The organism is Nocardia pseudovaccinii NBRC 100343 (genome assembly GCF_001613225.1).
GTDB classification, from domain to species: domain Bacteria; phylum Actinomycetota; class Actinomycetes; order Mycobacteriales; family Mycobacteriaceae; genus Nocardia; species Nocardia pseudovaccinii.
In genome coordinates this window covers 21,258-45,557 of record NZ_BDBY01000253.1, presented here as the reverse complement: position 1 = coordinate 45,557, position 24,300 = coordinate 21,258, and the positions used below count along the sequence as shown (strand labels likewise).

Sequence of the window (24,300 nt, the reverse complement as noted above, 5' to 3'; positions counted from 1 at the left end):
GTGAATACAGCAAGCAACGACGACATCGCGATCGTCGGCATCGGAGTGCGCTTCCCCGACGCCTCGAACCTCGGTGAATTCCGCGCGAATCTCGCCGACGGCCGGGACTCGATCGGGCCGATGCCGGACGCGCGCATGGCGGCGACCGCATTGGACCGCACCGTCGGCTACCTTCCCATGGGTCATCTGACCGACATCCACACCTTCGACTACGCCTTCTTCGAGCTGTCCAAACGCGAAGCGTCGCTGATGGATCCGCAACAGCGCATCGCGCTCGAACTGGCACACCGGGCGATCGAGGACGCCGGATACGCGCCCGCCACCCTGCGCGAGGCCACCACCGCGGTGGTGTTCAGCGCACCGATGCCCACCTACCACGCCATGGCGGTCGATCCAGGCCCGCTCAGCATGCTCGGCAACCTGCCCTTCGGCGTCACGGCCCGCATCGCGCACCTGCTCGGACTGACCGGTCCGTGCTACGCGATCGACAGCGGCTGCAATGCCTCGCTCATCGCCGTCCACCACGCCTGCCGCGAGTTGCGTTGTGGCGACGCGGATTACGCGCTTGCGGGCGGGGTCAGCGTGCGCGCGGGCGGATCTCCGGAGTGGACCGCGCAGACGATGACGGAGATCGCCTCGCCCAGCGGACAGTGCCGGGCCTTCGATGCCGACGCCGACGGCACGGTGCCCGGCGAGGGCGGCGCCGCCCTGTTGCTGACCACGCTCGGCCGTGCCCGCGCCGATCGCGCGCCCATCTACGCCGTCATCCGAGGCAGTGCGGTGCTGCACAACGGGCACGCCTCCGCGACGATCAGTACTCCCAGCGCCGCCGCCCAGGCGCGAGTGATCGCGAAAGCATGGGCGAATGCCGGTGCCGATCCGCGCGATGCCGGATACCTCGAGGCACATGGGTCCGCCACCCGGCTGGGCGACGTGGTCGAGCTCGAGGGCCTGCGTACCGTCTTCGCCGGACGGTCGCGGCCCCTGCCGATCGGATCGGTCAAGACCAATATCGGGCATCTCGATCACGCCGCAGGAGTCGCCGGGCTGGTCAAGGCCGCGCTGACGGTCGCTGAAGGCCGCCTGTATCCGTCGCTGCATTTCCGCCGTCCCACCGGCGATTTCGATCTGGCCGCGGCCGGGGTCGAGGTGCTCACCCGGGCGCGGCCTTGGTCCGCCGAGAACGGGCCGCGTCTGGCCGGAGTCAGCTCGTACAGCCTCGGCGGTGCGAACGCGCACTGTGTCGTGCAACAGGCGCCCGACGATCGGGTGGTCGAACGACCGCGAGAGCCGGGGCACCGGCTGGTCGGGATCTCGGCGCGGACCCCGGCGGCGCTCGCCGAGCTGTGCGGCGAGCTGGCGACCGAGTTGCGCGGCGGCGCAGTCGATCTCGCCGACGTCGCGTTCACGCTCGGTCGCGGCCGCTCGCATTACGGCTATCGCGTGGCGGTATACGCCACGGGCACCGGCGATTTCATCGATGAGCTCGTGCGGCGCGGTGCCGAAATCGATCCGGACGGCGGGCAGCCGGTTCCGCCGCGGGTGGCGCTGCTTCTCTCGCCCGGTGCGGCGGCCGTCGGGGTCGAGCCCGCCCGGTTGCCCGATCAGCTGCCCGCGACGGGAGTCGTCGCCGATGTGCTCGCGGGCCAGATCGCGATACATGATCGGTTGCGCGCCTGCGGGATCGGTTTCGCCGCGATTCTGAGCGGGGGCGCGTCGAAGTTCGCGGCCCGGTACCTGCTCGGATCGTCGGCGCCCATCGATCCCGACGAACTGGCCACCGCCGCGGCGGCGCCCGTCGTGGACCGGTCTCGACTGCTCGCCGCGGCGGACACGCTGTTGCGGGATGGGCCGGTCGTATTCGTGGATCCCTGCCCGGACGGCATGCTGGGCCGGTTGCTCGCCGAAGACCTGACGGGCCGTCCCGAAGCGGAGATCCTCTTCGGCACAGCCGATTCGGGCGGTCCGGTCGGTATCCTCGGCCGCCTCTACGAACGCGGGGTGAACCTCGACTGGTCGCGGGTAAATGCCGATGACGGCCGCAGGGTGCGGCTACCGGGACATCCGCTGCACGGCTCCCGATGCTGGGTCGAGCTGCCCACGGCGGCGGCGCCCGCTGGCGTCCCCGCTGCTGCGCGGTCCACTGCGGGACGACCGGAGAATGCGACGGAATGGCTGCGTGTGATGCTGCGCGAACTCCTGCACTCGGAGACCGAAATCGGGCCTGACGACGACTATTTCGATCTCGGCGGTAATTCGATCATCGCTGTGCAACTCGTCGAGCGCGTCGCCGAGACCTACGGATTCCGGCCGAAACTGCTCGATGTCTACGAGCGGCCCAAGGTCGCCGACTTCGCCGAGTTGCTGCGTGCGGAGGCCGTCTCGGCGGTGGTGCGGCCGGGCCCGTCGCCGATCACGCGGACCGACGAGCTGGTCATGTCGGCCGGGCAGGAGCGAATGTGGTTCCACCACCAGCTCGTTCCGGATACCACCCTCTACAACTACCCGGTGGTCAATGTGCTGCGGGGTGCGATCGATATCGCGGCCGTCAAGGGGACCTTCGAGGATTTCGCCGAGCGGCACGAACCGCTGCGCTACAACCTCGTCGAGATCGACGGACGGCCCGCGGTCCGGGTACGTCCGTCGCTCGGCGAATTCTTCCGTGTCGCCGATGTTTCCGACGCGGTCGACCCCGTCGCCGCCGCGCGCGAGTTGATTCGCCAGGCCGCCCTGACACCGTTCGACCTGGCCCGGGACCCGCTGGTCCGGGTGCTGCTGGTGACGCTGTCACCGGACGCGCATCTGCTGCAGGTGACCTGCCACCACTGCGTCACCGACGGCGCCACCCCTGGCATCCTCGCCCGCGAGATCCCCGAGCTGTATGCCGCCCGGCAGGAGGGCAGGGCCGCCGCGCTCGAACCGCTGCCGATCCGCTACCGCGACTACGCGCGCTGGCATCGCGACCTGCTCGAATCGGGCGCCATCGAGCACGAGCTCGAGTACTGGGTGCACCTGCTGCGCGATGCGCCGAAACTGCAGTTGCCCACCGATTTTCCACGCCCGCAGCGCAAGACGTTCGTCGGCGATCTGGAACCGTTCACGGTTTCGGCCGAGCTGCTGGAGCGCTCGCGCGCGGTGGCGAAGCGGGCGTCGGTATCGCTGTTCGTGGTCCTGCTGACCGGCCTGTACGTCCTGCTCGCGCGCCGCAGCGGGCAACGCGACATCGCGATCGGCACGCCGACCACCGGCCGCACCCGGCGCGAGCTAGAGGGGCTGATCGGCTTCTTCAACAGCACGGTCGCCCTGCGCGCCAACCTGTCCGGCCCCGCGACGGTGGCCGATCTGCTCGAACGGGTGCGCGCAATCGTGCTGGGAGCGCTCGAGAATCAGGAGATCCCCTTCGAACGGGTCGTCAACGCACTCGACGACCAACGCGATCTGTCCCGCACCCCGATCTTCGACGTCCTCTACGTCCATCAGGAACTTCCCGGTACGGGCAATCCCCTCGGCGACGGCCAGACGGAATTCTTCGACTTGGAGCATTCGATACACAACGCGTTCGGCGGATTGCCCGCGGGCACGGCGAAATTCGACCTCAGTCTGATCACCTACGATCGCAGCGACGGCCAGGACATGCTGGCCTGTTTCGAGTACAGCACCGAGCTGTTCACCCAGCGCACCGCCGCGGGTTTCGCCGCGGCCTATCTCGAAGTCCTCGCGGAGCTGGTGGGATCAGCCCCTGACCGTCCGATCGAGGAGCTCGTGACCACCGCGACGGCGCCGGAACCGGCGGCGGCACTGGAGATCCCGACGGACCGACCGCGCACCGCCGCGATGCGGTACACCACCGCGGCGGTTCGTGAGCGGCTGGACATCGTGCCCGGCGATGTGGAGCTGCTCGGCGCGTGGATTGCGCTGCTGGCGTGGTATTCGGGTTCCGACGAGGTCGAGGTGGGACTCGCGACCGGGGCGGTCCGCATCGACCTCGCCGACGAACCGACCGGGGCCGAACTGCTCGCGCGGGTCGCGGCGGCATTGGCAACACCGACGGCGACTACCGGCGATGGGGCGATCCGTTACCGCGCCGCCCGCCCGGATACGGCGGAGCTCACACTCGACCTGGTGCGGACCGAAGACCGAAACCGCATCGAATTGACCTATGCCACAGAACTATTCGACGAATCCACGGCGCGAGACATGCTCGGAGATCTCGTCCGGCTGCTGCGCGCCCTACCGGAGACGCCGCACGATCCGGTGCCGGATATCACGCTGCGGAGTATCACGGGAACGGAGGTAGCCCGATGAACGGCGTTGTCGCGGTGATCGGGGCGGGCACCATGGGTAGCGGTATCGCGCAGTGCCTCGCGCAGGCGGGATATCAGGTCGAGGTCGTCGAACCCGGTCGGAGCGTCACCGAGCGGGCGCGACGCGGCCTCGACGAAGCGGTGCGTTTGGCGCTGCTGCTGGGGCGCGGTGATCGCCGGACCGCGCCCGGCATCGGCCAGCGCGTGCGGTGGGTGGAGCGGATCGGCGAGCTGAGCGCCGTCGGCTTCGTCATCGAGTGCGCGACCGAGCGGATCACGCTGAAAGAGCGGCTGTTCGGCGAACTGGACCGGCACTGTCCCGCAGACGCCGTGCTCGCGTCGTGTACCTCCGCCGTCCCGATCGCCCGGTTGGCAGCCGCGACGCAACGACCGGATCGGGTGCTGGGCCTGCACTTCATGAACCCGGCGCCGTTGACCACCGCGGTCGAGGTCGTGCGTGGCGCACAGACCGCACCGCGCACTCTGGCGCGGGCCACCGACCTGATCGCCGCGTTGGGCAAGGAGGCGATCGTCGTCGGTGACCGTCCCGGTTTCGTACTGAACCGCGTACTCATGCTGAGCATCGCGGAGGCCGCGGCAACGCTGGATACGGGAACGGATGCCGCGACGGTGGACGCCCTGTTCGAGCAGTGCCTCGGGCATCGGATGGGACCGCTGCGCACCGCCGACCTGATCGGGCTGGACAACGTGGCCGACACCATCGAGGTGCTGCGACGTGAGACCGGCGAGTCCCACTACCGCGTGCCGCCCGCACTCGCGGCACTCCTCGACGCCGGACACTTCGGGCGCAAGACCGGACGGGGGTTCCATGACTATCGCTGAGACGATGCACACGTGGGCACCGAGCGACGCGCAGCGCGCGGTGCTCGCGGCCGGTGATCGCTGTGTCGACCTGTATCTCGAGCTGAGCGGCCCGGTGGACACGCAGGCATTGCGAGTGGCCGTCGATACCGTCGTCGGGGAATGCCACCTGCTGCACAGCGTGTTTCGCGGCGACGATACCGGCGCCGTGCGGGTCGATGAGACCATACCGGTACCGACCGAGGTGATCGATGCCGTCGGCGGGGATCCGGACCGGTTCGTGTCGTCCTGGCTCGCCGAAGAACGGTCGCGCGCACTGGATATCGCCCAGGGACCGCTGTACCGGCAGGTGCTCTTCCGGCTCGCGGACGACCGGCTCGGCTGGTTCCAGCGTTACCACCGCCTGATCAACGACGAACCGGGAATGCTCGCGATCGTCGCCAGGGTGCGCGAGGTTCTGGACGGGGTGCGTTCGGATCCGCCAGCGAGCGCACCATTCGGCCTCGTCGCGGACCGGCTCGAGAACGAGCGCCATTATCGCGAGTCGGGCGCATGGGCCCCCGATCGCGCCTACTGGGAGCGGTCGCTGTCCGCTGCGGACCGGCCCGAACCGATCCCGGCTGGCAGCGTGCAGACTCCGGTGACCGTGGGACTTTGGACCGAGCTGACGGCATCGACCGAGCTCACCAGGATCGCGCGGGCCTGCGGCGGTGGCGCTGCCGCCGTCGTGCTGGCCGCACTGGCCGTTTACGCATCCCGGCTGGCCGTGACAAGCGAGTACGTGGTCGCGGTCGCCCAAGGCGAAAATATTGTGCCGCTGCGGATTTCGGTACCGCGGCACGCGAGCTTCGACACGATCGTCAAACAGGTGGGGCTGGAACTGCGCCGGTCGCGGCGACACCGGTACATCCCCGACATCGATGAGCCCTGGTCCGAATCGCCGGTGCACGGGCAATGGCCGCTCTCGGTGCGCATGCTTACCGGCGCGGCACTGGACCGGCTGGGCGGATCCGCGGTGACCGCGTCCTTCGGGCCGGGGGTCGGGCTCACAGTTTGCGTCGACGACCGTGCCGCGGGAGGCTGGCGCATTGCCGTTGCGGCACAGGAGCATCGGGTGCACCGGGACCGGATCGTCCGGTTGCTGGATCGGCTCGCCCACGCACCGGGCATGCCGATCGGCCGCATCGGCCTCGCCGGGCCCGATGACATCGAATACCTCGCGGGTCCCGCTGCGGAAGTCCCGCCGGTGACACTGGCAGCCCTGCTCGCGGCCCAGGCTGCCCGCTCGCCGGATGCCGTCGCGCTCGTCACCATCGGACGCCGCATGTCCTACACGGAGCTGCACGATGCGTCGAATCGATTGACGCGCAGGCTGATTCGCCTCGGGGTGGGACCGGAGCAGTTGGTGGGAGTGGCGATCGGTCCCTCGACAGAGCAGATCGTGGCGGTACACGCGGTACTGGCGACCGGTGGCGCCTACCTGCCGCTGGACCCCGACCACCCGCGCGATCGGCACACCTACCTACTCGATATCACACAGCCGGTGTGCGTGCTGACGACCCGGCGCGACGGATTCGACGCGCCCCCGGGCACCCGGGTGCTGCACCTCGACGAACTCGACCTGTCCGGCGAATCGCCCGCCACGGTGACCGACGCCGACCGGATCGCCCCGATCCGCCCGGAAAACCTTGCGTACGTGCTGTTCACATCGGGGTCGACCGGACGGCCGAAAGGCGTCGGCGTCACGCACGCCGCCCTCTGCACGCACCTGGGCTGGATGCAGCACACGCACAGACTCGACGACACCGATGTCGTGCTGCGCAAGACCGCGCTGTCGTTCGACGTATCGGCATGGGAGGTGCTGTGGCCCTTCACCGTCGGCGCGCGAGTCGTCGTCGACGACTCCGGCGCGTACCGGGATCCGGTCGAGCTCGTGCGTCTGATCGCCGAGAATGCTGTCAGCACAGTACAATTCACGCCGTCTACGCTCGCGGCACACCGGCGGGCGGTAGTCGAACCGCTAGCGGCGAGTGTGCGCCGCGTACTCGTCGCGGGTGAGGCGATGACGCCCGGCCTCGCCGCGCACCTGCCCGCCGTCGCGCCGGGCGCCCGATACGACAACCTCTACGGTCCGACCGAGGCGACCGTCGCAGTCACTCGGCACGAGGTCGGCGCCCACGACATCGACGCGGTCCCGATCGGCGCGCCGTCCTGGGATACGCGTGCGTATGTACTGGACGCCTGTCTGCGGCCGGTCCCGGAAGGCGCACCCGGCGAGCTCTATCTCGGCGGTGCCGCGCTCGCTCGCGGCTACATCGCACGTGCTGGGCACACCGCAACGCGGTTCGTCGCCGACCCGTTCGGTAGTCCGGGGCGGCGGCTGTACCGCACCGGCGATATCGTGCGCGCCACCGGGTCAGGGGAGCTGGAGTTCCTGGGCCGCCGTGATTTCCAGGTGAAGTTGGGCGGTATCCGGATCGAACTCGGCGAGATCGAGGCGGTCCTCGCCGGGCAGGATTCCGTCGCGCAGGCGGTCGCGGCCGTCCACCACGGGGCGGTGGGCGATCGGCTGGTCGCCTACGTCACGGCCGCGGCCGGTCACCATATCGACCCGGCGGCAGTGCAGCAGCGGCTGAGCGAGGTGCTGCCGCGTCACCTGGTGCCGTCGTCGATCGACGTGCTGACTGAGCTACCCATGAACCGCTCCGGCAAGGTAGATCGAAAAGCGTTGCCTGCGCCCGTATTCGAGCCGACGCCGTTTCGTGCGCCGGGCACCGATGCGGAACGCGAACTCGCCGCGGTGTTCGCCGAGGTGCTGGGGCGCGACAGCATCGGCGTCGACGAGTCCTTCTTCGCGCTCGGGGGTGACAGCATCATGTCGATCCTGCTGGTGTCCCGCGCACGGGCGCGTGGCGTCGCGGTAACGGCGCAGCAGGTGTACGAGCACCGCACCGTCGCACGCCTGGCGGCCATCGCCGAGGCCGCCGACGCGGGCGAAACACCGCGGCTCGACGAGCTGCCGGGCGGTAGCGTCGGGGAGCTGCCTCTCACGCCGGTGATTCGCTTTCTGGTCGAGCGCGGCGGCAACTTCGACCGCTTCTGCCAGTCGATCACGGTTGATCTGCCCGACGGAATCGAGCGCGGCGCATTGGTTTCCACCATTTCCGCCGTCGTCGATCACCACGACATGCTGCGGTCGAGGCTCTACCGCGATGCCACGGGCGAGTGGCATCTGACTGTCGCACCACCCGGCAGCGTGGACGTCGACTCGTTGATCGACCATGTCGTGCACGACGCGGATCTCGACGGCGCCGAGCTCGCGGCGCTGGCCACCGCCGAGTTGAATGCCGCGGTCGACCGGATCGACCCGGCGACCGGCGCGGTCCTGCGGTTCGTCTGGCTCACCCCGGAGCCGCGCAGATCACCCGGCCTGCTGATCATCGCCGCGCACCACATTGCCGTCGACGGCGTCTCGTGGCGAATCCTGCTGCCCGACTTCGTCTCCGCGTGGGCGGCCGTCTCGGCCGGAAACACACCCGCGCTGCCCGGCGTCGGAACATCCATGCGGGCGTGGGCGCACGCGCTGGTCGACGCCGCGCGACACCAGGACCGGGTCGCGGAGCTGCCGGTCTGGCGCGAGATCGTCGATGGGCCGGATCCCTCGTTCGGTGACCGGCCGTTCGACCCGCACCGGGATTTCGCCGCGGACGTGGCGCACACCCCGATCGAACTCGACGAGCGTGACACCGCCGCGCTCATCACCGCGATACCCGGCCGCTACCGCGCTCGGGTGGCGGATGCGCTGTTGACGGCGCTCGCGCTCGCGGTCATCCGATGGCGGTCGCTACGCGGCGAAAGCGAGCGGTCGGTGCTGCTGCGGCTCGAAGGCCACGGACGCGAGCAGGGCGCGGTGGCGGGGGCGGACCTGTCCCGCACCACCGGCTGGTTCACTTCGATCGTCCCGGCGCGACTCGATCTGACCGGGGTGGATATCGACGACGCGTTCGCGGGCGGCCCCGCCATGGGCGCCGCCATCAAAGCCGTCAAGGAGCAGCTGCGGTCCGCCCCGCACAATGGCTTCGGGTACGGCCTGCTCAGATATCTGAACGAGGAGACGGCGGCGGCGCTGCCGCGCAAGGAGCCGGGGGAGATCTCGTTCAACTACTTCGGACACATCACCGGTATCGACCTCCCGGCGGAACTGTCCGGAATCGGCTGGCTGCCCGCACCCGAGTACGCCATGCTGCCGATCCGGCCCGACGCGCGGCGCGGCGCGCTCGGCGCCATCGAAGTGGATTCCATCGTCCTCGGCAACCGGCTCAGGACCAGCATCGGCTACGCGCGCACACTGTTCACCGACGCGGCGGGCGGGGAGCTGATTCGACTGTGGCGTGACGCGCTGGCCGCGGTCGCCCGGCACGCGCGGGATCCACGCGCGCGCGGCGGGTACACCCCGTCCGACTTCCCACTGGTCCCCCTCGCCCAGAGTGATATCGAGACGTGGGAGCGGCGATATCCCGCGCTGACCGAGGTGTGGCCGGTGTCGCCGCTGCAGGCCGGAATGATGTTCCATGCCATGTTCGATCCCGGCGCGGTGGACGTCTACACGGTGCAGCTGGTGCTGACCCTGGACGGCACGGTCGATGCGGTCCGGCTGCGGTCGGCCGCGGCGGCCGTGCTGGAGCGGCACCCGAACCTGCGCGCCGCCTTCGTCGTCGACCGGGACGGGACTCCCGTCCAGCTCGTCACCGGAGAGGCGGCACTGCCGTGGCGCGAAGTCGACCTGGCCGAGGCATCGGCCGGGACTGTCGATCGCGTACTCGACACCGAACGCGCGACGCCGTTCGATCTCGAACGGCCGCCGCTGCTGCGGTTCCTGCTGGCCCGCGTCGGCGCGGGCCGTACCCAGCTGGTCGTCACTTATCACCACCTGCTGCTCGACGGCTGGTCCATACCGCTGCTGCTGGGCGAGATCGTCGCGGGATATGCCGGGGTCACCGGCGAACCGCCGCGGCCCTATCGCCGGTACGTGGAATGGCTTGCCCGACAGGACAAGTCGGTATCTCGGCAGGTATGGGCGCAGGCGCTGTCCGATGTGCCGGAGCCGACGTTGCTGGCGGGCGAAGCGCCCGTGCGCGCACCTGCGACATTGCCCCTGGAGCACGAGATCACGCTGGACGAGACACGGACACAACGGCTTTCCCGCCTCGCGACCGAGCTCGAGGTGACTGTGAACACCGTCGTGCAGGCCGCGTGGGCAATCTTGCTGGCGCGCATGACCGATCAGGCGGACGTGGTTTTCGGCACCACCGTATCGGGTCGCCCCGCCGACCTGGCGGGCGTCGAATCCATGGTCGGGTTGTTCATCAATACCGTGCCGGTCCGGGTTCGGCTGGCTCCGGACGAAACCGTGGGATCGCTGCTGCGCCGGGTGCAGCGCGAACAGTTCGAGCTGGCGGCGCATCACCACGTGGGGCTTGCCGACATCGTTTCGCAGGGCGACGTCGGTGAGCGCGGCCTGTTCGACACGCTATTGGTGGTCGAGTCGTATCCGTTCGATGCGGCGCGGCTGCGCGCGGACGCCGCCACGAGCGCCGACATGACCATCACCGGATTGCGGTCCCGGGAGGCAACTCATTACGCGCTGACGCTGACCGTGCGGCAGCGCGACCGACTGCACATCCTGGCGGGCTGGCGGCCGGACCTGCTCGAGGAGGCAACCGTGGCCCGGCTGGGTGAGCGCCTGGTGCGGGTGCTGCTGGCGATCGCCGAGAATCCGGATATCTCGGTGGCCGGTATCGACCCGCTCGGTGCGGCGGAACGAAATCTGGTGCTGGAGCGCTGGCAGCGGCCCGGAGAGGTGCCCGACGCCACTCTCGTCGACCTCTTCTGGGCGCAGGCGGCCGCTCGACCGGATGGCGTCGCCGTGCGGCACGGGGCCCGCGCACTGACCTACCGTGAGCTCGACCATGCCTCCGCCGAGCTGTCGCGTGCCCTCGCGGCCCGTGGGGTCGGGCCCGAATCGCTGGTTGCCGTGGCCGTTTCGCGTTCGGTCGAGTTGATCGTGGCGATGCTCGGTGTGTTGCGGTCCGGGGCTGGCTATATTCCGCTCGACCTCGATAATCCCGTCCGGCGCCTGGAATTCGTGCTCGCCGAGACCGATCCGGACTGCGTAGTCACGACAGCGGCCGAGCGCGCAGCGCTGCCCACGAATGACCTGCCATGCCTTGTCCTCGATGGTGCGGATGGTCTGGTGCCGCCCGATATCGCGCCCGCGGCGCCGAACCCGGACGACGTCGCCTATGTGCTGTACACCTCCGGTTCGACGGGGTGGCCGAAGGGCGTGTGCGTGACGCACCGCAATGTCGTCGCGATGCTCGCCGCCACCCGCTCGCTACTGGACGTCGACCAGAACGACGTATGGACGATGTTCCACTCCCACGCCTTCGACTTCTCGGTATGGGAGATGTGGGGTGCGCTCGCGACCGGCGGCACGCTCGTCATCGTGGACTCCGCCATGACGCGCTCGCCCGCGGAGTTCGGTGAACTGCTTGCGCGAGAACGGATTACGGTGCTCAGTCAGACACCATCGGCGTTCTACACGCTGCTCGACAACGACAGCGCCGCTACCGGACCCGCGCTGCGGCACATCGTGCTCGGCGGCGAGGCCCTCGATCTGCGCAGGCTGCGTGCGTGGTACGACGCCCGCCCGGCCACGGGGACGCGGATCTCGAATCTGTACGGCATCACCGAGGCGACGGTGCATGCCACACACCTGGCGCTGGATCACGAACGCGTCGGGTCGGCGCGGGCCAGTGTCATCGGTCGCGGCCTACCGGGAACGACCGTCCGCGTGTTGGATTCGCGGCTGCGCCCGGCACCGGTCGGCGCGGCGGGCGAGCTCTACCTCGCCGGGCACCAGATCGCCCGCGGCTATCACGCGCGCCCGGCGACGACCGCGGACCGCTATGTGGCCGACCCGTTCGCAGCGCCCGGCACCCGCATGTATCGCACCGGCGACCTGGCGCGCTGGAACGCCGACGGGCACCTCGAATACCTCGGGCGCGGCGACGAACAGGTGAAGATCCGCGGCTACCGGGTCGAACCGGCCGAGATCGAGGCCGCACTGCTCGAACACGAATCGGTGGCGCAGGCCGCCGTCGTGGCCCGCGCCGATGGGAGGCAGCTGGTCGCGTACGCGGTTCCCGCGGCGGATGCGATACTCGACTCTGCGGCGCTGGAAACGCATGTCGCGCAGCGGGTTCCGATGTATATGCGACCCGCCGCCATCGTCGCGATCGATACGTTGCCGCTGACCTCCAACGGCAAACTGGACCGTGCGGCGCTGCCCGATCCGGTCTTCCGGCCGCGCTCGTCGCAGGCGCCACGCACCGTCGCCGAACGGGCGATAGCCGAGGTGTTCGCCGAGGTGCTCGGCGTCGACCAGGCGGGTGTGGACGACTCTTTCTTCGCCCTCGGCGGAGACAGCATCACCTCGATTCAGCTCGCCTCCCGGGCGCGGGCCAAGGGCCTGCACGTCACGCCGAGGGACGTCTTCGAGCACCGTACGGTGGCCGGAATCGCCATAGCGGCACGGACCGTGGATTCCGGCGCGGAGGTGCCGCGTCTGCCGGAACTGCCCGGCGGCGGTGTCGGCGAACTGCCGCTCACCCCCGTCGTGCGCTGGTTGACCGAACGTGGCGGCACCTTCCGTCGCGTCAACCAGACCCTCATCCTCGAGTTGCCCCTCGGGATCGACCGCGACGCCGTGACATCCGCCGTCGTGGCGGTCGTCGACCGGCACGACATGCTGCGCAGCAGGCTGTTCCGCGACGGTGCGGGCGAGTGGCGGCTGGAGACATCGCCGCCGGGTGCCGTCGATCCGGCGGAGTTGTTGCGCCGGTGCGATATCGATGACGTGGACACCCTGCAGGCGGTCGCCGCCGTGGAGGTCGACGCCGCACTGGACCGCCTCGACCCGGCGACCGGCGTCGTGGTGCAGTTCGTCTGGCTCGAGCCGGTGCGCACGGGCGTGCCCGGCCGACTGATCATGTGCGCACACCACATCGCCGTGGATGGTGTGTCATGGCGAATCCTCATTCCCGACCTGCTCGCGGCCATGCAGCCGAGCGCGAAAGGGTTACCGCCGCAACTGGATCCGCCCGGCACCTCCATGCGCCGGTGGTCGCAGGCCCTGGTCGACGCGGCACGTGATCCGAGCCGGATCGCCGAACTCGGTATGTGGCGGCGCATCTGCGCGACGCCGGATCCGCTGCTCGGGTCCCGGCCGCTGGACCCCGGTATCGATATCGCATCGCGCATCGCGACGGTGGATGTCACCGTGGACGAGACGGTCACCGAGGCGCTCGTGCGGACCGTACCCGGCCTGTTCCACGCTGGAGTCGACGAAATCCTGATATCCGCGCTGGCCGTCGCGCTCACGGTATGGCGGGCACGGCGCGGCGAGAACGTACCGGTGTCGCTGCTGCGGCTGGAGGGCCACGGCCGCGAAGAACAGATCGCGCCCGGCGCGGACCTGTCCCGCACAGTGGGGTGGTGCACATCGCTCTACCCGGTCCGGCTGGACCTCACCGATATCGACACCGCGGAAGCACTGGCCGGTACCGACGCGGCCGGGGCGGTGATCAAGGCGGTCAAGGAACAGTTGCGCGCCATCCCCGATCGCGGGATCGGCTACGGACTGCTGCGCTACTCGAACCCCGACACCGCGGAACTGCTGCCGGGACCGATGCCCGGACAGATCGGCTTCAACTACCTCGGACGCGTCGACGACCGCGGTGCCGGAGTCCGCACGACGCGGGCCGATCCGGACCCCGACCTGCCCGCGCCCGCCGCGATCGATATCGACGCGATCGTGACCGGCTCCGGCCTCCGTGCCGGATTCGCCTATCCCGAAACACTTCTCGAAGCCGCCGAGGTGTCGGAGCTGGCCGATCTGTGGGTGAACGCGCTCGTCGCGATCACCGCCCACGCCCGGACCGCGCATGCGGGCGGGCACACTCCATCGGACTTCCCACTGGTCCGGGTGAGCGGGGCCGACATCGCCCGGTGGGAGCGCGCCTACGGACGGCTCACCGATGTGTGGCCCCTCGCGCCGCTGCAACCGGGGCTGTATCTGCACGCCATGCTCGCCGAGCCGCTACCGTCCGGTCGCACCGCGGTCGACGTCTACAACGTGCAGGCGGTACTCCGTATCGACGGAGCGGTCGACGGCTATCGGCTGCACCGGGCCGCGCGGGAAATACTGCGGCGGTATCCGAATCTGCGCGCGGCATTCGTGGCCGACAGCACCGGCACATCCCGGCAGGTGGTGCCGGAGACCGTCGAATTACCGTGGCGCGAGGTGGATCTGCGCGCCGATGGCGAACTGTCCGAACTCCTCGCCCGAGACCGCGCCCACTGGTTCGACCCGGCCGGACCGCCGCTGATGAAATTCACTCTGGCCCGCGTCGGGGTCTCGGCCTACGTATTGATCGCGACATACCACCACATTCTGCTCGACGGCTGGTCGGTGCCCCTGGTGCTGCGAGATCTCATGGCGCTCTATGCCTCCGACGATCCGCTGCCGCTGCCTGGAGGATCGTTCCGCGCCTATCTCGCGTGGAACCACGACCGCGACGCGACCGCGTCCGCGGCGGCATGGCGGCGGGCGCTGGACGGTGTGCCCGCGCCGACACTGGTCGCCCCGGCCACCCGCAACCGGGAAATCACCGCCGCCACAGCGGAATACCGCTGGGCGCTCGACCCGGATGCCACCGCTGCACTCGGTGTGACCGCGATGGAACTCGGGATCACGGTCAATACGGTGCTCCAGGTCGCCTGGGCAATCCTGCTGGGGCGCAGGCTCGGCCGCGCGGATGTGGTGTTCGGCGCGATCGTTTCGGGCCGTCCGGCCGCACTGCCCGGCGTCGAATCGATTGTCGGACTGTGTATCAACACCGTGCCGGTGCGGGTGCGCATCGCCGCGGACATGCCCGCGGCGGTGCTCATGGGTGCCGTACAGGCCGAGCAGGCGGAACTGATCGAGCACCACCACCTCGGCCTGACCGAGATCCACGCCGCCGCCGGACTGCGGGACACACTGTTCGACACGGCTCTGGCGTACGAGTCCTATCCGGTCGATACCGAGCAGCTCGCCGCGGTGGCCGCCGCGGTCGGCGGCGTCACCGGCACCGGCGTCGAACTGCACGACGCGACGCACTATCCGCTGACGCTCACCATCGATCCGGGCACCTCGCTGACCATCCGATTCGGTTACCTGCGTGACCTTTTCGACGAAACACAGGTGGCCGCGCTCGGCATCGAACTGCGGCACCTGCTCACCGCGTTCGTGCGAGACCCGTATGCCGCCATCGAGGAGTTGCGATGACGTCGAGCCTGCCGCTGACGAGAGCTCAGCACCATGTATGGGTCGCCCAGCAATTCGACGACACCGGGCGACGGTTCGTGATCGGCGGGTACGTGCACATCCACGGCACGGTCGACGAGGTGGCGTTCGAGCGGGCGCTGCGCATCGTCGTCGCCGGAGCCGAGACGATGCGGGTGCGGTTCGGCACCGATGCCGAGGGCGAGGTCGTCCAGATCCTCGCTGACGTGGCCGACTGGCCCCTGCACCGCAATAGTTTTCGCGACGCGGCCGACCCGCACGGTGAGGCGGTGCGTTACATGTACGCGGCGCTCGACCGGCCCTTCGACCTGTCCCGTGCCCCGCTGTTCGAACACCATTTGATCGATCTCGGCGCCGAAGGCACCGCGTGGTTCGTCAAATCGCATCACGCGGTTCTCGACGGCGCCGCCTCGGCCGCCATGGTCAAGCGGGTCGCCGACGCCTACACCGCGCTCGTCGCCGGTCGGACGGTGCCGGAATCGGTGTTCGATCGAGTGGAGGCCCTCGTGGCCGAGGATCTTCGCTACCGCGCCTCCGCGCGGTTCGCCGACGATCGGCGGTTCTGGGCGCAACGGCTCGCGATCCCGGGACCCGACGATGCGCCGCTGTTCGCCGGGATCCCGGCGGCGACCGACGGGCCCCGGTACATCAGGCACGTCGGGGCCCTCGACGCACCGGCGTGGCATGCTCTCCGGGCCCGTGCGGATACGTCGGGAACCGCGTGGCCCGCTTGGGTGTTCGCCGCGATCGCCATACTGCTGCATGCGGATTCGGGTGCGCACATGGTCACGCTCGGCCTCGCCGTGCCCGCGAAACGCTCCCGCACCGCGCTCGGGGTCACCGCGAATATCGTCCCGCTGCGCATACCGGTCGACCCGTCCGCATCCGTCGGCGAACTCGTCGCAGCGGTGCGTGCCGAATCCCTGATCATCCTGCGCCACCAGCGCTACCAGCAGGCCGACATGCTCGCCGACCTCAGGGCGGGCGGTGTCGGGGGCGGTGTCGTCGGCCCCACGATCAATGTGTTGCCCATGCAGAAGGACCTGCGCTTCGGCACCGAAACCGCTACCCTGCGCCATCTATCGGCCGGGCGCTCCGACGACCTGACGATCGGTGTATACGACAACGGCGATCCGGTCCTGCCCCTCGTACTGGAATCCAGCACGCTCAGGTATTCCGAGCACGACCTGGCCGCGCACCACCGACGGCTAACCGAGACGATCGCCGCCATAGCCGCAGCCCCGGAGGATCTCCCGGTCGGCCGCCTGCGCACACCGGCGGACCAGGCCTTGGTAGTCCTGCTGCGCCCAGTTCCGCGAACGCTGCCGGATTCGGCATCGCGAATACTGCTGGACTCGGCGCCGCGAACGCTGCCGGATTCGGCGCCGCGAATACTGCTGGACTCGGCGCCGCGAACGCTGCTGGACTCGGCATCGCGAATACTGCTGGACTCGGCGCCGCGAACGCTGCTGGACTCGGCGCCGCGAACGCTGCTGGACTCGGCATCGCGAACGCTGCCGGATGCGGCGTTTCGTACACCGCCGGAGCCGGAACTCCGATCCTTCCCAGAAGATCCAGCGCGACCCGCCCCTGCCGCGGAACTGCCGGAGACGCTTGTCGATTGGTTCGAGCAGACCGTCACCGCACGCGGCGACGCCACCGCCGTCGTCTGCGGCGGCGAGTCGCTCACCTATGCCGAATTGGACGGGCGCAGCCGGAAATTGGCCGAGCTCGTTGCCGGATACGGTGTGGGTGCAGGGGAATTCGTGGCTCTCGCGCTGCCCCGATCCGTGGACCTCATTGTCGCCATGCTCGCCGTGCTGCGGGCAGGCGCCGCCTACGTTCCTTTGGATCCCGACTATCCGGAGCAGCGGCTGCGCGCCGTGGTCGCCGACGCGACCCCCGCGCTGATCGTCACCGGTGGGGGAGTCGCCCTGCCGGATTCGGTCGCGACGGTACCCGTCCTGCGAATCGGGGACCGGCCACCGGCCGAGCCCGCGGCCCGTCCGACCGCCCTGCACCCTGCCTACATCATCCACACCTCGGGCACGACCGATCGCCCCAAGGGTGTGGTGGTCACGCACGCGAACGTGGTACGACTGCTCGCCTCGGCACAATCGTGGTTCGGGTTCGGCGCGGACGACGTGTGGACTCTGTTCCACGCCACCGCATTCGACTTCTCGGTGTGGGAAATCTGGGGTGCCCTGTGCCACGGCGGCAAGCTCGTCGTCGTCGACGCCGAGGTGGCGCGCTCGCCGGGCGATTTCCTGGATCTACTGGTGGCGCAACGGGTTACCGTGCTGAATCAGACGCCGTCCGCATTCGGGATGCTGGTCGACGCCCTGACCGGCAGGCCCGCCGCGAGCGAGGAGCTGTCGCTGCGCTGCGTGATCTTCGGCGGCGAACCGGTGGAGCCGTGGCGGCTGGCCGCCTGGTGGTCGCGACGCGATCGGGAGCGGACGCGTCTGGTCAATATGTACGGAATCACCGAGACGACGGTGTTCAGTACCGGCACGTCCTTGCCGCCCAACCCGTCGGCGGGCGACATCGGCACACCGCTACCGGACCAGTCCGTGTACGTGCTCGACGCCATGCTGTGCCCGTGTCCGCCGGGCATCCCGGGCGAGCTCTACGTCGCAGGACCTGGCGTTGCCGCGGGATATCTGCGCCAGCCCGGCCGCACGGCGGCACGTTTCACCGCCGACCCGTACGGCCCACCCGGCACCGTCATGTATCGCAGCGGCGATATGGCGCGCTGGACCGGCACCGGCACACTCGAATATCTCGGCCGGGCCGACCGGCAGGTGAAGGTGCGTGGCTTCCGGATCGAGCCCGGTGAGGTCGAGGCCGCCCTGTGCGAACACCCGGCCGTGCGTGCGGCGGCGGTCTTGACCGTCGAGTACCGACCCGGTGACCGCAGGCTCGTCGCCTTCGTCACGGGGGACGAGGTCGACGTCGACATCGCTCGCACCGGAGTCGCCAAGTTGCTTCCCGCGCACGCGATTCCATCCGCGATCATTGCCGTCGACACCATCCCGATGACACCCAACGGCAAGATCGACCAACGGCGGCTGCGTGCCATCACCACGAACGGCGCCGCACGCGCCGCCGGTGCACCACCGCGCACCGACATCGAGGCGCGGCTGCACGCGCTGTTCGTCGACGTGCTCGGCCATGACGGCATCGGCATCGACGACGGCTTCTTCGCTTCCGGTGGGGACAGCATTCTGGCCGTCCGGCTGGCGGATCGCGCGCGGACGGCCGGGCTGGCCATGTCCCCGCGAGACGTATTCGAACACCAGACTGTGCGCGCGCTCGCGCGCACAGTCGGCACTGCCCGTCCTGTCGCCGCGCCTGCGGTCGCGAGCATCCAGGCCACAACCAGCGATGGCCGTCGATTCCTGCCCGCGACACCATTGCAGTCCGGCCTGCTGTTCCACTCCCTGTACGAAATCGAGGACCCCTATCTCGTCCAGTGTGCACTCGAGCTGGACGGCGCGGTCGACGCGGATCGGCTGCGCACCGCCCTGAAATCCGTGCTCTCGCGGCACCCGGAGCTGATGGGATCCTTCGTCGCCGACGACAGTGCGCAGCTGCGGTACGAGATTCGCGACGACATCGGATTACCTTGGCGGGTAGTTGATCTCGTCGCGTCGACGGCCGACGAGCGAAAGCACGCCGTCGACCGGGTGTGCGCAGAGGACACCATGATCGATCCGCTCGCGGCGCCGCTGCTCACGCTCACCCTGATCCGCACTGAGGTGCGACGCTCCACTCTGGTGCTCACCCACCATCACGCGCTGCTCGACGGCTGGTCACTGGGAATCCTGTTGCGCGAGTTGCTGATCGGCTACCGCGGCATCGAGCTCCCGCCAGCGACACCGTTGCGCCGGTTTCTGGAATGGTCCGCCGCGCAGGACCGCGACAGCGCCCGCCGGGCCTGGGGCGAGGCGCTCGGCGGAGCCGAACCGAGCAAGGTGGCGCGAGCCGATCGGCAGCCGTGGCAGCGGCCAGAAGACCACACGTTCCGAATGCCGGACGCCATGGTCACCGCGCTGCGCGAGCGGGCCGCCGAACGCGGGTTGACGCTCAACTCGCTGATGCAGGCCATGTGGGCGATGGTGCTGTCGAACCTGACCGGCGGCGATGACGTCGTCTTCGGTATCACCGTATCCGGCCGTGCGGGCGCCGAGATGGAAGACGTCGTCGGGCTGCTCATGAACACCGTGCCCCTGCGAGTGCGTTTGGCTCCGGGGGAGTCTCCGCTCGACCTGGCCGCTCGGATCCAGACCGGGCGCGCGGAACTGATGGAGCACGACCATCTCGGCCTGCCCGAGATCGCGTCCGCAGCGGGGGAGACCGACCTTTTCGACACCTCGCTCGTCTTCGAGAACTTCCCCGTCGACACCGATCTGCTCGACGACCCGGACGCGGGTTTCTCGGTCGAGTCCGTCGAAGTCCGTGGGGGAACACACTTTCCGCTGACGGTGGTCGTCGTCCCCAGCGGCAGCGAGTTGACCTTCCGGATCGGCGTGCAGCTCGCCCGCATCGACTGCCTCGCCGACGCGGACGACTTGTGGTCGCGGATCCTGGCCGCCTGCGAGGCGCTCGCCGAACGACAGCAGTCGCTGGTCGGGCGCGTCGCCCTGTTCGAGCCCGCGCGCCGGATCGAGCTGCTGGCCGCCGGACGCGGGACGCGCACCGATATCGAAAACGCCAGCATCGCCGACTGTTTCGAGGCGGTCGTGCGACAGTGCCCGCAGCATATCGCGATCTGGTCCGGCGGCGTGGAGATCACCTACGCGGAATTGAACGCCCGTGCCAATCGTGTCGCCCGGTGGCTGCAAGGCCGCGGCGCCGGACCGGGGGTTCCGATCGGCATCGCGCTGCCGCGCTCGGTCGAGCTCGTGGTCGCCTTTCTCGCCGTTTACAAACTGGGGTCGGTGTGCGTACCGCTCAGCGACCGCTATCCGCCCGCACACGTGCGGCGGCTGCTGCGTTTTACCCGAACCGATTTGGTGCTGGACGATCTCGACGGCGCGGCCGCGGCGACCGACGACGACAGTGACCTCGGCATCTCCATCGCCGCCGACGCGGTCGCGACGCTCATGTTCACATCCGGGTCGACCGGGGCGCCGAAGGGCGTCGAGGTGACCCACCGCAATATCGTTGTGCGGGCGCGCGATCGCGTCGGCCACGGCGACGGGCACGAACGGGTGCTGATGCACCTGCCGCACACATGGGACATGGTCGTGTACGAGCTGTGGCTGCCGCTGCTGACCGGTCGCACCGTGGTGCTCGCGCGGCCCGGCGTGCTCGATGTCCACGACTACGCGCAGGTGCTGCGCGCGGGACGTGTCACGTCGATGCTGTTGTCGGCGGGCCTGTTTCACTTGCTGGCCGAGCAGGCTCCGGACGAGCTCGGCCGTCTGTCGGAACTCGCGGTCGCAGGGGACGTGCTGTCGCCGCGGGCCGCCGTGGCCGTGCGCCGGGGCGAGGAACCGCCTCGGGTGCGGAACCTGTACGGGCCGGTCGAGGCGACGAGCTTCGCCGTGACCTTCTCGATCCCCGACGACGCGTCTCCCGAACTGCCGGTCCCGATCGGCCGTCCGGCCGACAACACTCGTGTCACCGTGCTCGATTCGGCGCTGCGGCCGGTACCTCCCGGTGTATCCGGAGAGATCTATCTGTCCGGTACAGGGCTCGCCAACGGCTACCACCGGGCCGCAGCCCGCACCGCGGAGCGGTTCGTGGCGGACCCGTACGGCGCGCCCGGTGCCCGCATGTACCGCACGGGTGACCTCGGCCGTTGGGACGCGGCCGGATTGCTGCATTTCCTCGGCCGCGCCGACCGGCAGTTGAAGATCAATGGATTCCGGGTCGAACCCGGGGAGGTGGAAGCGGCGATTCGACGTGAGCCAGGCATTGCCGCGGCGATAGTCACGCTGCGGCGGGTCGGCAGCGGGCAGTCTCTGGTCGCGCACGTCGTCGGGCGCGACGGCGTCGACACCGTCGCACTGCGGACCCGGCTGGCCGCGAGCTTGCCCTCTTACCTGGTGCCGTCGGTGATTGTGCGGGTCGACGAACTGCCGTTGACCAGCACGGGCAAAGTCGATATCGGCGCGCTCCCGGCGCCGCCCGGCGCTGCTCCCGTTCCCGTCCGGACACCGCGTCAGCAGGTCATCGCGGCAGCCTTCGCGCAGGCGCTCGGCGGCCCGGAGGTCGCAGTCACCGACGACTTCTTCGCACTCGGCGGCAACTCCCTGTCCGCGATTCGCGTTGTCGCCGCTGTCCGGTCCGCACTCGGCGTCGAGGTGTCGCTGCGCGATCTGTTCGAGTCACCGACGATTGCCGCACTGGAGCAGGTGCTCGATCGGCGCGGGCTGGGCACGGAGACTGCCCGGCCGGGCTTCGCGCACGTTCCACGCACCGACCCGGTCCCGCTTTCGCCCGCGCAGTCGCGTCTGTGGACGGTGAACTATCTCGGCGGGCAGCAACCCGACTACCTGATCGCGACCGCGCTCGACATCCATGGACCGCTCGACGCGGCGGCGGTTCAGGCGGCGATCGGCGATCTGGTCGCCCGGCACGAAATCCTGCGCACAGTGCTGCCGTATGCGGTGGACGGCCCGGTGCAGCGGATTCTGCCGGTCGGGTCGGCGCAGCCGGATTTCCGCATCGTCGACGCCGACGGTATCGACAGTGTCGAGCGGGCAATGGAATCCGAGATGCTGCGCGGGTTCGACCTGACGGTGCAGCAGCCGATGCGAACACGCCTGTACCGGTTGGGTCGCGAGCATCACGTCTTGTTCGGGGTGGTCCATCACATTGCTGGCGACGGTGAATCCATGGGCATTCTCCAGCGTGAATTCCTGACCGCCTACCAGGCGCGAGCTGCCGGGCAAGTACCGCAATGGCTTGGTCCGGCAACGCAATTCGCGGACTACGCCATGTGGTTGCGGGGCCTGCTCGGCCCGGATACCCACGTGCTCGAGCAGCAGACGCGGTACTGGCGCACCATGCTCGACGGCGTGCCGGAACATCCGGTGCTCCCCGTCGACCGTCCGCGCGCCGATCGGCGGGCGAATACGGCGGCGGCGGTGCCCATTCTCATCGACGCCGACTCCCATCACAGGCTCGCCCGCACTGCCCTCGACTACCGGGTGAGCACCTACATGCTGGTGCACACCGCGCTCGCGATAGCGCTGAACGCTCACGGCGCCGACACCGATCTGCCCATCGGGTTGGCATTGAGCGGACGCGATTCGGAAGGGCTGCAGGATGTCGTCGGGTGCGTGGTCGACACCGCGGTGGTGCGCCTCGACCTGTCGGGTGCGCCCACTCATCGCGAACTCGTCCATCAGGTCCGCGAGCGCGTTCTCGGCGCGTACGAGAACAAGGAGTTTCCCTTCGATCGTCTTGTCGCGCTGGTGAACCCGCCACGCTCGCGGACCCATCATCCGCTGTTCCAGGTGATGGTGACCTATCTGCGCGGATTCGACATCGGCACGGCCCCGGATGGATTCGCGATCCGGCACCGGCCGGTGCCGGTGCGCCGAACCCCTTTCGAGCTACTGCTGAACCTGCGGGAGGAATACCACCCCGACGGACAATGCGCCGGAATCCGCGGCGAGATGGTCTACGCCACCGAACTTTTCGATCAATCGACGGTCGAGTCCATCGTCGCCGCGATGACCACCGCGCTGGAGGCGATGTGCGCGAGCCCTGATGGCGGGGCTATCCCTCGAGAAAACGCAATAGCTCCGCGGTGACGAATTGCGGATTCTCCTCGACGAGCCAGTGCCCCGCGTGCGGCACGTCGACCGCCTGCACGATGTTCGTCATGCGCGCGGCCACTGTGGCGCGGACCGCATCGAGTTGGCCCTGCGCGGTCATGAGCAGGGTGGCGACTCGCGTCGGTGCTGCTGCCACGGTGTCGTGGACGTCCTTGTCGAGGGCGCGGTAGAGGTCGAAGCCGCCCGACAGGGTCTGGGGGCGGCTGTAAGTGCGTGCGTATTCGTTGATCTCGGCGTCGGTGAACGGGGACCGGTCCGAGGTGCCGCCGAATGCCGTGCCGCCGAACGAGACCTGGGGGTAGAACAGTGCCAGGTAATCGCGGACGTCGTCGCCGACGACCATCTCCGGGATCCGGCGCTGGGAGTGGAAGGCGATGTGCCAGCTCAGTGAGCGGTACGTGGACGCATCCATCGCGGGTCCTGGGAGCGGCAGGTCGAGATAACCGAGGCGTGCGGTGTCGGCGGGGAATCGGCTGGCGTACTGGAATGCTACCGCGGCGCCGAAATCGTGCCCGACGACGCGTGCGTCACGCACTCCGAGCCGGTCCGCGATCAGGGCGTGCACATACCGTGCCAGAGTGGCTTTGTCGTAGCCGGTCGGTGCACCAGTGCTGTCACCCAAGCCGGGAAGGTCGACGGCGTAGACGGTGTGGTGCTCGGCGAGTGCGGGCATGATCGGCCACCAGCCGTACCAGGTCTGCGGCCAGCCGTGGATCAGCACGACCGGCGTGCCGCTGCCGCCGGTCACGTAGTGCATACGGACGCCGTCGATGTCGGCGAACTCGTGTCGAAAGGTGTTCTCGAACTGTGGATTTCCCTGGGTGGCAACGGCGTAGGGGGCAACATTGATGGAGGTCGGCGTGGAGCAGGCTGCGGTGCCGACCGTGATCAGCAGGGTGAGCGCGACGGTAGCGACCGCGCACGCGGTGCGGAGGTAGCGGTGCGTCGGCGGCCGGATTGCGGTGATCAT

Annotated in this window: 5 protein-coding genes; 4 read left to right on the top strand and 1 reads right to left on the bottom strand. The window is 69.3% G+C overall.

Annotated elements, in window-relative coordinates:
- Genes NP3_RS31580 through NP3_RS31565 form a run of 4 tightly spaced genes read left to right on the top strand, consistent with a single transcriptional unit; the run spans position 1 to position 23,306 of the window.
- Positions 1–4,305 carry a condensation domain-containing protein gene (locus NP3_RS31580; RefSeq protein ID WP_063045332.1) on the top strand — a complete coding sequence of 1,435 codons (4,305 nt, stop codon included), beginning with the start codon at positions 1–3 and terminating at the stop codon, positions 4,303–4,305.
- Complete coding sequence (locus tag NP3_RS31575; RefSeq protein WP_063045321.1) at positions 4,302–5,147, top strand: 3-hydroxyacyl-CoA dehydrogenase family protein; 846 nt, start codon at positions 4,302–4,304, stop codon at positions 5,145–5,147. The genes NP3_RS31580 and NP3_RS31575 overlap by 4 nt, the downstream gene beginning before the upstream one ends.
- Complete coding sequence (locus NP3_RS31570) at positions 5,134–15,516, top strand: non-ribosomal peptide synthetase (protein ID WP_084509247.1); 10,383 nt, start codon at positions 5,134–5,136, stop codon at positions 15,514–15,516. The genes NP3_RS31575 and NP3_RS31570 overlap by 14 nt, the downstream gene beginning before the upstream one ends.
- The gene (locus NP3_RS31565) at positions 15,513–23,306 is read left to right on the top strand and encodes a non-ribosomal peptide synthetase (RefSeq protein WP_063045318.1); all 7,794 of its coding nucleotides are present in this window, start codon (positions 15,513–15,515) and stop codon (positions 23,304–23,306) included. Before NP3_RS31570 ends, NP3_RS31565 begins: the two co-directional genes overlap by 4 nt.
- On the opposite strand, the gene NP3_RS31560 is transcribed toward NP3_RS31565, so the two are convergent.
- Entirely contained in the window at positions 23,272–24,300 is a 1,029-nt protein-coding gene (locus NP3_RS31560; RefSeq protein WP_063045317.1) for an alpha/beta fold hydrolase, read from the bottom strand. The genes NP3_RS31565 and NP3_RS31560 overlap by 35 nt on opposite strands.